13 protein-coding genes are annotated in these 12,342 nt (G+C 67.2%); 1 reads left to right on the forward strand and 12 read right to left on the reverse strand.

All coding sequences use genetic code 11. The features are described 5' to 3' along the window. Positions 1 to 4: 4 nt before the first annotated feature. The 10 genes from ybgC to aspS form a co-directional block, all read right to left on the reverse strand. Positions 5 to 436: a tol-pal system-associated acyl-CoA thioesterase gene (gene ybgC, locus ACZK13_RS16340; RefSeq protein ID WP_071229045.1), complete on the reverse strand. Its 432-nt coding sequence runs from the start codon at positions 434 to 436 to the stop codon at positions 5 to 7. Next, entirely contained in the window at positions 426 to 1,466 is a 1,041-nt protein-coding gene (gene ruvB, locus ACZK13_RS16345; RefSeq protein WP_010481595.1) for a Holliday junction branch migration DNA helicase RuvB, read from the reverse strand. Before ruvB ends, ybgC begins: the two co-directional genes overlap by 11 nt. A 466-nt stretch (positions 1,467 to 1,932) precedes the next feature. After that, a complete protein-coding gene (locus tag ACZK13_RS16350) occupies positions 1,933 to 3,852 on the reverse strand; it encodes a potassium transporter Kup (protein WP_253145644.1) in 1,920 nt (639 codons plus the stop codon). A 49-nt stretch (positions 3,853 to 3,901) separates the two neighbouring features. Further along, positions 3,902 to 4,495, reverse strand: coding sequence for a Holliday junction branch migration protein RuvA (ruvA, locus tag ACZK13_RS16355; RefSeq protein ID WP_005410756.1), 594 nt, complete (start codon positions 4,493 to 4,495; stop codon positions 3,902 to 3,904). 13 nt (positions 4,496 to 4,508) lie between these two features. After that, positions 4,509 to 5,030, reverse strand: a complete 522-nt coding sequence (ruvC, locus tag ACZK13_RS16360; RefSeq protein ID WP_032128530.1) for a crossover junction endodeoxyribonuclease RuvC — start codon at positions 5,028 to 5,030, stop codon at positions 4,509 to 4,511. Between the two features lie 105 nt (positions 5,031 to 5,135). Beyond that, on the reverse strand, positions 5,136 to 5,867 hold the full coding sequence (locus tag ACZK13_RS16365; RefSeq protein WP_032128531.1) for a YebC/PmpR family DNA-binding transcriptional regulator: 732 nt from the start codon (positions 5,865 to 5,867) through the stop codon (positions 5,136 to 5,138). Positions 5,868 to 6,046: 179 nt separating this feature from the next. Beyond that, positions 6,047 to 6,679, reverse strand: coding sequence for an esterase/lipase family protein (locus tag ACZK13_RS16370; RefSeq protein WP_032128532.1), 633 nt, complete (start codon positions 6,677 to 6,679; stop codon positions 6,047 to 6,049). A 75-nt stretch (positions 6,680 to 6,754) separates the two neighbouring features. Beyond that, positions 6,755 to 7,276 carry a GNAT family N-acetyltransferase gene (locus tag ACZK13_RS16375; protein ID WP_032128533.1) on the reverse strand — a complete coding sequence of 174 codons (522 nt, stop codon included), beginning with the start codon at positions 7,274 to 7,276 and terminating at the stop codon, positions 6,755 to 6,757. 31 nt (positions 7,277 to 7,307) lie between these two features. Continuing rightward, positions 7,308 to 7,625, reverse strand: a complete 318-nt coding sequence (locus ACZK13_RS16380) for a hypothetical protein (RefSeq protein ID WP_032128534.1) — start codon at positions 7,623 to 7,625, stop codon at positions 7,308 to 7,310. Positions 7,626 to 7,641: 16 nt separating this feature from the next. Further along, complete coding sequence (gene aspS, locus ACZK13_RS16385; protein ID WP_253145646.1) at positions 7,642 to 9,393, reverse strand: aspartate--tRNA ligase; 1,752 nt, start codon at positions 9,391 to 9,393, stop codon at positions 7,642 to 7,644. Between the two features lie 157 nt (positions 9,394 to 9,550). On the opposite strand from aspS, the gene ACZK13_RS16390 reads away from it, so the two are divergent. Next, positions 9,551 to 10,294: a DUF3011 domain-containing protein gene (locus ACZK13_RS16390; protein ID WP_032128536.1), complete on the forward strand. Its 744-nt coding sequence runs from the start codon at positions 9,551 to 9,553 to the stop codon at positions 10,292 to 10,294. A gap of 133 nt (positions 10,295 to 10,427) precedes the next feature. Here the strand turns inward: ACZK13_RS16390 and ACZK13_RS16395 are convergent, their stop codons facing one another. Both ACZK13_RS16395 and ACZK13_RS16400 read right to left on the reverse strand, forming a co-directional pair. Next, the gene (locus ACZK13_RS16395; RefSeq protein ID WP_049422905.1) at positions 10,428 to 11,069 is read right to left on the reverse strand and encodes a hypothetical protein; all 642 of its coding nucleotides are present in this window, start codon (positions 11,067 to 11,069) and stop codon (positions 10,428 to 10,430) included. A 55-nt stretch (positions 11,070 to 11,124) separates the two neighbouring features. Next, positions 11,125 to 12,339: a cation:proton antiporter gene (locus ACZK13_RS16400; protein ID WP_032128538.1), complete on the reverse strand. Its 1,215-nt coding sequence runs from the start codon at positions 12,337 to 12,339 to the stop codon at positions 11,125 to 11,127. Positions 12,340 to 12,342: the final 3 nt, after the last annotated feature.

A 12,342-nucleotide genomic window follows, 5' to 3' on the forward strand; every position in this document is an offset into this window, starting at 1 on the left:
TTCCTCAGTGTTCGGATTCGGGGTGGAGGTGGGGTTGCAGCACGGCAAGGACGGCCTCGTCCATGCCACGCGGGCGGAAACTGGCCGCTTCCAGTGCGGCGATGCGGACCTGCGCCGACAGCAGCAGCTCGCCGTCGCGCAGGATCTGCTGGTCGAAGACCATGCTGGCCTTCTTCAGCTGGACCAGACGGGCACTCACCTGCAGGGTGTCATCCAGCCGTGCCGGCTTGATGAAATCCATCTGCATCGAGCGCACCGCGAAGACCATCCCGTGCTCGGCGCGCATGCGCTCCTGGCCGTAGCCCAGCGCACGCATCCATTCGGTCCGGGCCCGTTCCATGAAGGCCACGTAGCGGGCGTGGTAGACCACGCCACCTGCGTCGGTATCTTCCCAGTAAATGCGTGTCGGCCAACTGAATCGGGGCTCAACCGACATCGGGAACCTCCGCGAACAGGTCCTGCGGCGGGTTCTTCGGCTTCAGGCCCATGTGCCGGTAGGCCTTGTGGGTGGCCATGCGGCCACGCGCGGTGCGCACCAGGAAGCCCTGCTGGATCAGGTACGGCTCGACCACGTCTTCCAGCGTGCCGCGCTCTTCAGACAGCGCCGCCGCCAGCGATTCGATGCCGACCGGACCGCCGTCGAAGTAGTCGACCATGGTCTTGAGCAGGCGCCGGTCAAGCTCGTCGAAGCCCTCCGGGTCGACCTTCAGCATCTTCATCGCGGCCTGGGCCACGGCCTCGTCGATGTGGCCGCCGGCCTTCACCTGCGCATAGTCGCGCACGCGGCGCAGCAGGCGGTTGGCGATACGCGGGGTGCCACGCGCGCGGCGCGCGATCTCCCCTGCCCCATCGGCCGTGCAGTCGATGGCCAGGATGGCTGCCGAGCGGCGCACGATCCGGGTCAGCTCTTCGACGCTGTAGAACTCCAGGCGCTGGACGATGCCGAAGCGGTCGCGCAACGGCGCGGTCAGAAGGCCAGCACGGGTGGTGGCACCGATCAGGGTGAACGGCGGCAGGTCGATCTTGATCGAGCGGGCGGCGGGACCCTCGCCGATCATGATGTCGATCTGGAAATCTTCCATCGCCGGGTACAGCACTTCCTCCACCACCGGCGACAGGCGATGGATCTCGTCGATGAACAGCACATCGTGCGGCTGCAGGTTGGTCAGCAGCGCGGCGAGGTCGCCGGCCTTCTCGATCACCGGGCCGGAGGTGACCCGCAGGGCCACGCCCAGTTCGTTGGCGATGACATGGCTGAGGGTGGTCTTGCCCAGGCCGGGCGGCCCGAAGATCAGCACGTGGTCGAGCGCGTCGCCGCGCCCCTTGGCCGCCTGGATGTAGATCTCCATCTGCTCGCGCACCGGCACCTGGCCGAGGTAGTCGGCAAGGCGCTTGGGGCGGATGCTGGCGTCGGCGGCGTCATCCTCGCGGGTGGCGCCGGCGCCGATGATGCGGTCGTCGGTCATGTGCTGATTATGCGGCAAAAGCGCGGGTTTCGGCCGGGCTGCGCCCGGCACCCGCAGAAGCAACTGCAACGGCAACATCCAAAGCAACAGCCGAAGCGGGCTTCCTGGGGAATGGCGGGGTGGGTCCGCTTGCGGGGGACGCTGCAAGTACGTCCATGTAAGCTCGGTCGCCGCATCCATGCGGCTCACGCCCCCGCAACCGGACCCACCCCGCCTTCGACAGTTTCCTGCGGCCTGTCGGAACGGCGTTCTGCTTTAGTGGGTGCCGACCGTTGGTCGGCACGGTAGATCCAGGCGTGGAGGAAACTGGAGAGCAGAGTGGGCCAAGCTTCAAGCGCGCGGCATCTCCGCAAGTGGAGCCCCCTTGTTGTTCAAGGGGGCGCGCCGACAGGCGCGGGGATAAGGTGGAATGCGCGCGGGACCCACGGTTTGCGCAGCAAATCGTGGGACGTAGCGCAGGTGGAGATTAAATCTCCACCTGCGCGCCCAGTTCCACCAATCTGTTGCCCGGAATCCGGAAGAACCCCGTGGCCGGAGCGGCGTTCCTGTGCATCAGGGCGAACAGCTTGTCGCGCCAGATCGGCATGCCGCGGTTGGCGGTGGCGACGATGGTTTCGCGGCTGGCGAAGAAGGTGGTGTCCATCGGGTCGAAGTAGATGCCGCCGTGGTCGCACGAGCGCATCAGCGCCAGCGGCACGTCCGGGGTCTCCATGAAGCCGAAGCGCACGTAGACGCGGTAGAACTCGTCGCCCACCGATTCGATCTTCAGCCGCTGCCCTTCCATCGCATAGGGAATGGGCAGGGTTTCCACGTGCAGGAACACGTTGCGCTCGTGCAGCACCTTGTTGTGCTTGAGGTTGTGCATCAGCGCATGCGGAGCCACGGTCGGGTCGGCGGTGAGGAATACCGCGGTGCCCGGCACGCGTACCGGCGGCGCCAGCATCAGGCCTGGCAGGAAGGTGTCCAGGCGAATGCCGTCCTTGCGGATCTCATCGCGCAGCAGCTCGCGGCCACGGCGCCAGGTGCGCATCATGGTGAACAGGAAGATGCCCAGCACCACCGGGAACCAGGCGCCCTGCAGCAGCTTGGCGCCGTTGGCGATGACGAAGCCGAGGTCGATGACGAAGAACACCACGCACAGCGGCAGGATCCACTTGCGCGCCTTCGGCCACAGCGAGCGCGCCACCAGGGCCAGCAGCAGGGTGTCGATCAGCATGGTGGCCGACACCGAGATGCCGTAGGCCACCGCCAGGTTGGAGGAGCTGCGGAACGCCAGCACCAGGCCGATCACCATCACCGCGATGCCCCAGTTGATGCCCGGGATGTAGATCTGGCCGATGGTGTCGTGCGAGGTGTGCTTGATCCGCATGCGCGGGATGTAGCCCAGCTGCATGGCCTGGCGCGATACCGAGAACGCGCCGGTGATGACCGACTGCGAGGCGATCACCGCCGCCATCGTGGCCAGGATGATCATCGGGTACAGCGCCCACGACGGCACGGCCTCGAAGAACGGGTTCTTCAGCGCCTCGGGGTGGTTGAGCACCAGTGCGCCCTGCCCCAGATAGTTCAGCACCAGGCACGGCAGCACGAAGAAGTACCAGGCGTGGCGGATCGGCTTGGCACCGAAGTGGCCCATGTCGGCGTACAGCGCCTCACCGCCGGTCACTGCCAGCACCACCGCACCGAGGATGAAGATGCTGTGCCAGCCATGCTCCATGAAGAAGCGGATTGCCCACCACGGGTTGAACGCCTTCAGCACTTCCGGTGCATCGACGATGTTGTAGATGCCGATCGCCGCCAGCGAAATGAACCAGATCGAGGTGATCGGCCCGAACAGCTTGCCGATCTTCGCGGTGCCGAAGCGCTGTACCGCGAACACGGCCAGCAGTACCACCACGGTGATCGGCACGATGAAGGCGTGCAGTCCTGGCGCGGCAACTTCCAGGCCTTCCACCGCACCCAGCACCGATATCGCGGGGGTGATCACGCCATCGCCGAAGAACAGCGAGGCACCGAAGATGCCGAGGATGCCGACCACATAGGCCGAGCGCGACCCGTTGCGCAGCGTGCGCTGGGTCAGCGCCATCAGCGCCATGATGCCGCCCTCGCCGTCGTTGTCGGCGCGCATGATGATGGTCACGTACTTCAGCGTGACCACGATGTTCAACGCCCAGAACGCCAGCGACAGCACGCCCAGCACGGTGTCGTGGTCACTGTTGAGCCCGTAGTGCGGCGAGAACGCCTCCTTCAGGGTGTACAGCGGGCTGGTACCGATATCGCCGAAGACCACGCCGATCGCACCGATGATCAGCGCCAAGCCTCCGGCTGGAGGGGCGTGACCGTGGCCGCCGGGGGCAGCTGCGTGCGGGGTTTGACTGCTGGACATGGGACTCCTGGCGGGGCTCAGGCGGTTCGTTGGAGGAAAGGAAAGCGGGTCAGCGCAGCGCCGACTGCAGCGCCTTGCGGATCACGGTGGCCACTTCGTCACCTTCGTTGAAGGCATCGCGGGCCATGCGCGCCGCTTCGGCCGGCTTGTAGCCCAGCTGCTGCAGGGCCACGGTGGCATCGGACAGCGGGTCGGCCGGGGCCGGGCCACTGCCGGTCGGCAGCGCGCCGCCGGCACCGAACTGCGCCGCGCGGTCACGCAGCTCCAGCACCATGCGCTCGGCGGTCTTCTTGCCGATGCCCGGAATGCGGGTCAGCGCGGTGATGTCACCGGCCTGGACCATGCGCGCGAATTCCTCGACGGTGACGCCGGACAGCACGGCCAGCGCGATCTTCGCGCCGATGCCACTGACCTTCTGCACGTCGCGGAACAGGCGCCGCTCACCTTCGCGCAGGAAGCCGTACAGCGAGACGCTGTCTTCCTTCTGCGAGTAATGGGTGTACAGGGTGACCTCGCGGCCGAGCTCGGGCAGGTCGTAGAAGGTGCTCATCGGCGCCTCCAGTTCGTAGCCCACTCCGTTCACGTCCACCACCAGCCACGGCGGCGCCTTGTAGGCGACGATGCCGCGCAGTCGACCGATCATTGCGTGCAGCTCCTCATTTGCGGCCCCACGCCTGGCGGGCACTGAGCCCCAGGCGGTTGGCCGTTGCCCTTACGTGGGCATGGGTGATCGCCACTGCCAACGCGTCGGCCGCGTCGGCCTGCAGCTTGGTTTTCAGGTTGAGCATGAGCCCGACCATGTGTTGAACCTGTTGCTTTTCGGCGCCACCGCGCCCGACCACCGCCAGCTTGATCTCGCTGGCGGCGTATTCGTGCACCGGCAGGTCACGCAGCACCACGGCGGAAATCGCCGCGCCACGGGCCTGGCCCAGCTTCAGCGCCGAATCGGGGTTGCGGGCCATGAACACGCGTTCGATGGCCACTTCCTGCGGCTGGTACTCGCGGCACAGGTCAGCCAGGCCCAGCACCAGCAGCTTCATGCGCTGCGGGAAATCGTCGGCGCCGAGCAGCACCAGCGGCTGGTGGTGCACGTGGCTGACGCGGCCGGTGGCGTCGACATCGATGATGCCGACCCCGGTCCGCTGCGAACCGGGGTCGATGCCGAGGATGCGGGTCATGCTGCACTCCTGGCGGGGCGGAACGGGAGGCGCTGGCGGGCGTATGGGCTCATGACTGTCCGCGGTGACCGTTCAACGGCCCGCGCCCAGGCCGTCGAAGACGGCTCAGGCGTAGGCGTCGGCGCCGAGTTCGGCGTTGGAGTACACGTCCTGCACGTCGTCCAGGTCTTCAAGCATGTCCAGCAGCTTCTTGACCTGCAGGGCAACCTCGCCCTCGACCTTGATGTCGTTGTCCGCGCGGAAGGTGATTTCGGCGTGGTCGGCGACATGGCCAGCGGCGGCCATCGCATCCTTGACCGCGTTGAACGCGTCAGGGCTGGTGACCACGTCGATCGAGCCGTCGTCCGGGTAGACCACGATGTCATCGGCGCCGGCCTCGATGGCCGCTTCGGTGATGGCTTCCTCGTCGGCACCCGGGGCGAAGCTGAGCACGCCCAGGCGCTTGAACATGAAGGCGACCGAGCCTTCGGTGCCCATGTTGCCGCCGCACTTGCTGAACGCATGGCGGACATCGGCCACCGTGCGCACGCGGTTGTCGGTCAGGCAGTCGACGATCACGGCCACGCCACCCGGGGCGTAGCCCTCGTAGCGGATTTCCTCATAATCGACGCCTTCCAGTTCGCCGGTAGCCTTCTTGATGGCGCGCTCGATCACGTCCTTGGACATGTTCACGGCCAGGCCCTTGTCCACGGCCACACGCAGGCGCGGATTGTTGTTGGGGTCGCCTCCACCGCCGCGCGCGGCAACGCCGATCTCGCGGATGATCTTGGTGAAAATCTTGCCGCGCTTCGCGTCGGACGCGTTCTTGCGGGCTTCGATGGAGGGGCCTCTACCCATGGGTGCTACCGTCTGGCTGCTTCAGGATCAAGGCGCGGATTCTACCTGATCGGGGGCGGCAACCGTGTCTAGGGCCGAAGGGATATCGGGAAGGCGCCATCCACGCATGGCGTGGATCTACTGCCGCCGGGCATGGCCCGGCGCTACCGAGAGTGCACCGCCCTGCCCGGCGAACCGCCTTACGCAGCGGCGGCGTCGCGGCTGTGATCGAACTGGCCGTGGCGCAGGAAATGCGCGGTCTGCCGCGCGGCATCGGGCGATACCACCAAGCCACTGTGGCTGGTACGTACCACGCAATGGTCGGCCAGGCCCGGCAGGCGTGTCTCGGCCAGGGCCACGGTACCGTCGGAGGCGTCGTCGATGGCGCCCAGCAGGCTGCCCAGGCCGTGCGGCACCGAACCGGCGATCAGGCCAACCTCGGCCCTGCCCTGCCAGTCCGGCAGGCCATCGAGCAGCAGATCGCTGCTGCGCCCCAACGCCAGGCCCCAGCCGTGCTCGGACAGCGAACGCGCAGTGCCACTGCCGCGCAGCGGCGAGCCCAGGCAGACCACGCGCTGCACGTCAAGCTGCGGCTGGCGGCGCAAGGCCTCCAGCGCCAGCAATCCCCCCAGGCTGTGGCCGACCAGCGACAACGGGCCGGCATCGGCCAGCCGCTCCAGCAGCTGCGGCACGGCCACGTCGGGGCCACCGAACACCGAGGAGTAACCGAACGCGTGCACCTGGAAACCACGCGCGCGCAGGCGCCAGGCCAGCGGCCCGACCCAGGCACGGGCATTCCAGATGCCATGCAGCAGCAATACGGGGGGAGTCATGCAAACAGCCTGGCGGTCAGCGGGGCGGAAACGTACGGTGATTGAACACGCGCGCGCAGCAAGCGGCGGTGAACGTCAGGTCGCGCGCGGTGCGCGGCGCAGGATGAACTCGAGGTCCTGGGTATCACCGACCGGGAACAGGTACTCGCCGGCCTTCTCGAATCCATAGCGGGCGTAGAAACGCTGTGCGCCGAAGTTCTCCGACCACACGCCCAGCCACAGCGTGCGCGGGCCTTCGTGTTCCAGCCAGGCCAGCGCGGTTTCCAGCAGGCGGCTGCCCCAGCCGCAGCTCTGCTGCGTCTTGATCAGGTACAGGCGCTTGAGTTCGCCGTCACCGGGCTTCACGTCCGGGTGCGGCAAGCCACAGGGGCCGGCGGCGGCATGGCCGACCGCCTCTCCGTCCAGCTCCAGCAGCCACACCGCGTAATCGGGGTGGGCCAGGATCACGCGCTGGCGCTCGACCGTGTAGGCCTCCTCGAGGAAGGCCTGCAGGTCCTGCGGCGGATACAGATGGCCGAAGGTTTCGGTGAACGTGCGGGCAGCCAGCGCCGACAGGGTCGGCGCGTCGTCCACGGTGGCGCGGCGGATCGAATACATGCAGGAAGTTGACGTCAGGGCGAAGCGCGGGTCAAGCCTTTTCAGGCGATTCCGCTTCTTCTTCCTCGTCCTCTTCCTCGTACTCCTCTTCGTCCTCGTCCTCTTCTTCGCCTTCCTCGTCCTCGTCGTACTCTTCCTCTTCGTCGTCCTCGTAATCCTCGACGCCGAAGTCTTCACCGTCCCAACGGCCTTCGCCGTCGGCGACGAAGGTCAGGGCCATCGCCGCCGGGTTGGTTCCGACGCGAACCAGCCAACCACCGAACACGCGCGCACGCTCGGTGACCAGGGTGGCCTCGGAGCCTTCATTGCCCAGCTTTTCCCACTCCAGCGAAAACGCAAACTCGGTCATTGCCTGGATCTCCTGATCAGTTGGTCTTGGGGCGAACCTGGATGTGCACTTCGGCCAGCTGCGCGTCGACGATCGGCGACGGCGCGTCGGTCATCAGATCCTGTGCACCGGTGGTCTTCGGGAAGGGGATGACGTCGCGGATCGACTCGGTGCCGGCCATCAGCGCGGCGATGCGGTCGATGCCGAAGGCGATGCCACCGTGCGGCGGCGCGCCGTAGTTCAGCGCGTCGAGCAGGAAGCCGAACTTGGCGCGGGCCTCTTCGGCACCGATGCCGAGCAGTTCGAACACCGCGCTCTGCATGTCCGGACGATGGATACGGATCGAACCACCGCCGATTTCATTGCCATTGAGCACCATGTCGTAGCCGCGCGAAACGGCGGTACGGGCATTGGCACGCAGGTCGGCGATGTCGTCCACGGCCGGTGCGGTGAAGGGGTGATGCAGGGCGACGTAGCGCTGTTCTTCCTCGTCCCACTCGAACATCGGGAAGTCGGTGACCCACAGCGGTGCCCAGCCGTCGGCGACCAGGCCGAAGTCCTTGCCGGCCTTCAGGCGCAGCGCGCCCATGAAGTCGGAGACCTTGTTGTAGCCACCGGCGCCGAAGAACACGATGTCACCGTTACCGGCGCCGACATGGGCGACCAGCGCGGCGAAGGATTCCTCGCTGAAGAACTTCTGGATCGGCGAGCTGACTTCGCCGTTGTCGGCGATCTTGATGTAGGCCAGGCCCTTGGCGCCGTACTTGGCGGCATGCGCTGCGTATTCGTCGATCTGCTTGCGGCTGAGCGCTGCACCGCCCGGGATGCGCAGCGCGGCGACGCGGCCTTCGGCGTCATTGGCCGGGCCGGTGAACACGGCGAACTCGCTGTCCTTGACCAGCTCGGCCACGTCGACCAGCTCCAGCGCGATGCGCAGGTCCGGCTTGTCCGAGCCGTAACGACGCATTGCCTCGGCCCAGGTCATGCGCGGGAAGCTGGCATCCAGCTGGACGTCGACCACTTCCTTGAAGATGGCGCGGATCATGTCCTCGACGAAATCCTGCACGTCGCGCTCGCGGACGAAGGCGAATTCCATGTCCAGCTGGGTGAATTCCAGCTGGCGGTCGGCACGCAGGGCCTCGTCGCGGAAGCAGCGCGCGATCTGGTAGTAGCGGTCGAAGCCGGCCACCATCAGGATCTGCTTGAACAGCTGCGGGCTCTGCGGCAGGGCGTAGAACTCGCCCGGATGCATGCGCGCCGGCACCAGGAAGTCGCGCGCGCCTTCCGGGGTGGCCTTGGTCAGGATCGGGGTCTCGATGTCCTGGAAGCCCTTTTCGTCCAGATGGCGGCGCAGGGCCTGCACCAGCTTGATGCGGGTGCGCTGCATGCGCTGCATTTCCGGGCGGCGCAGATCCAGGTAGCGGTACTTCAGGCGGGTTTCCTCGCCCGGATTCTCGTGGGCGTGGAACGGCAGCGGCGCGGCCTTGTTCAGCACGGTGATGGCGGTGGCGATCACTTCCACCTTGCCGGTGTGCATCTTGTCGTTCACCGCGTGGCGGGCACGCACCACGCCTTCCACCTGCAGCACATCCTCGTAGCCCAGCGACGCGGCCACGGCGAACACGTCGGCGTTGTCGACTTCCACGGTCACCTGCACGATGCCTTCATGATCTCGAAGATCGATGAAGCAGACGCCGCCCTGGTTACGGGCCACGTCGGTCCAGCCGGCGAGGGTGACAGTCTGGCCAATCAGGGTCTCATCGACCAGGCCGCAGAAGTGGGTACGCATGGGGGAAGCTCCGCTGGAGAACGCCGGCACCGGATGGGGGCCGGAAAGCCTCGTATTCTGCGGCCGAGGCCCCGGCCGGGGCAAATCCGGCCAGTCACACCGGCTTGATCGCCCCCCTCCCTATAGTCGGGCACCTGCCACCGTATGGGATGCCGCCATGAAACCGCTGTCCCTGGCCAGCCTGGCCGTAACCCTCAGCCTGGGTGCCGCGGGCACCCTTGCCCTGCCCGCCCCTTCCGCGCATGCGCAGAGCGGCGTGGTCCGCTGCGAAAGCCAGAACAACCGCGAACGGGTCTGCAACACCGGCTGGCGCAATGCGCAGCTGGTGCGCCAGCTGTCCGGCTCGGACTGCGATGAAGGACGCACCTGGGGCAGCCGTAACGGCAGCATCTGGGTCACCAACGGTTGCCGCGCCGAATTCGTCGAGGCCCGCGGTGGCTGGGGCGGCGGCAATGGCGGTGGCTGGGGCGGCAACAACGGCCGGCCCGGCGAGACCATCCGCTGCGAGAGCCAGAACAACCGTGAGCGCAGCTGCCCGGTCGGTTGGCGCAATGCCCGCCTGGTCCGCCAGCTGTCCGGCAGCCCCTGCAACGAAGGGCGTACCTGGGGCGTGCGCAACGGCGCGGTCTGGGTCAGTGGCGGCTGCCGTGCCGAATTCGCCGAAGCCCGCGGCTGGGGCGGTGGTGGCGGTGGCTGGGGCGGCGGCAACAGCAATTACTCAGTTACCTGCAGCAGCAACAACAATCGCTCGCAGACCTGCGACTGGGATGAGCGTCAGGGCCGCCCGGTGCTGCAGCAGCAGCTGTCCGGCAGTGCCTGCCAGGAAGGCCGCAGCTGGGGCTACTCACGTGGCCAGGTGTGGGTGAGCAATGGCTGCCGCGCGCGTTTCGGTACGCGGTAAGTACACGGTCGGATCCCTGGCCGACGGCCAGGGCTCTGGCCCCGGTCCGGTATCCCGCATCCACACATGGCGTGGATCTACTGAGGGTCCTTCTGGGGTCGGGGCCCTCCGCATGAGGGATCCGACCCTGGGATCACGGGGCGGACGCTTTGTCGTCGCCCCACGGTGCAGGCGGCAGGGCAACCGGCTTGCTCAGGTCGAACTGCACGCGGAAGCGGCGGCCCTCCGGGCGGGTCAGCTCGTAGACAAAGGTCTGGTCGGGATCAATCTCCATCGCCCAGGTGTTGTGCGTGGAGGCCAGCATGTCGGCGCGGCGGAACATCGCCACCGAATCGGCGTCGGCGGGGAACTGCTGGCGCTCGGCGGTGCCCGGCGGCGTGCTGTCGCCACCGTAGAGGGTGATCGCGTCGGGGCTGCCGTCCTCGTGGCGATGGTCGTGCTTCAGGCGCAGGCCGGTTTCCGTACGGGTCAGCACCCAGGTCCGCGAGTGGTCATCGCCGACATGGAACGGGATGCGCAGCTCGTGTGCCGGATCGGCACAGCCGCGCACATGCATGACCAGGCGCTGCCCGGCGAACGGATCCTTGCCGGTCGGTGCCGGCGTGTCCTCCACCACCTTGCCGGCGTAAGCCTGGCCGCAATGCGCGGCGATGGCGGCCATGAAGGCATCGGCCGGTGCGGTCGCCAGATCATGGGCGACCGTATCGGAGCGCTGCGAACACGCAGCAAGGCTGAGCAGGAGGGCGGAAGCGGTGACAACGGCAGGCAGTTTCATGCCCCAACCCTAACGGCCATGGCCGAAGTGCGCAAACCGCACGCGCAGCATCTGCTCAGCGATCGACTGCAGATGCCGCTGGCAGGGTTTCGGTGGCCGCCACCGGCGCGGCTTCGCCTTCACCCGCAGGTTCCTGTTCAACCGGATCGACATCGAACGGCGTGCGGAACACCAGCGACGGCAACAGCGTGGTCAGTGCGGCATACAGCAGCAGCGCGCCGAACAGCACCGCCGGAATCTGGAAACGCTCGCGCATGATCGCCGCCAGCACCAGGGTGAAAATCAGCGTCGGGGCCAACGCCAGCGAGACCCGCAGGCTGCTGCGGAAGCTCTCGCCGAACATCACCCGACGCTGCAGCCAGACCACGCCGATGCGCAGCGGCAGCACCACCAGGGTGATCACGATGCCCAGCCCCAGCGCCTCAAAGCTCAGTGCTTCGCTGGGCACCTTGGTGCCGGCGTTGAAGAAGTAGAACGGCACGAAGAACGAGGCGAACAGGCGCAGCGCATGCAGGTTCTCGTGCGAGGCCAGCAGCGGCATGCGCTGGTGCAGCAGGCGCGCGACCAGGCCGGCGATGAAGGCACCGACCAGGTAATACACACCCAGCAGATAGGTGATGTACGCCGCGACCATGCCGACCATGACCAGCAGCGAGAACTCCGAACCCGGCGCGTGCGGCGCCACCCAGCGGCCCAGCGCGATGAACAGCAGCGGCAGGCCGACCATCATCGCCAGCAGGGCCAGGCTGGACAGCGCCATGTGCCCCGGATCACCGGCCTGCAGCACGATGAACAACGCCGCCAGCGCCAGCAGTTCACCGGCAATGGCCTTGCTGGTCACCCAGAACCGCTCGTCCTCGCTCAGGCCCAGCCGCGACAGCGAATCCATGATGAAGCCGGTGGACGGCGTCAGCAGCGCCAGCGCCAGCAGGCCGGCGGCCTGCCACGGCAGCCCCGCGTAACGCCAGGCCAGCCAGCCCACACCGAACAGCGTGCCGGTACGGATCACCAGATGCGCCAGCAGCGGCCACATGCCACGGCGCAGCGCCTGCAGATCCACTTCCAGGCCGGCGAACAGGAACAGCGAGGAAATGCCCAGCGTGGCCAACAGACCGATCACCGCGTCGTGCGCCTGGTCGCCCAGCCAGAGCATGCCGATGATGCCGAACAGCAGGCAGGTCAGCGGCGCGGGCAGGCTGAAACGCTGCAGCGCGCGCGGGATCACCAGCAGCGCAAAGATCAGCAGCAGGTAGATCAGTTCATGGCTCATGGG

The organism is Stenotrophomonas sp. 99219_Sma (assembly GCF_056480785.1).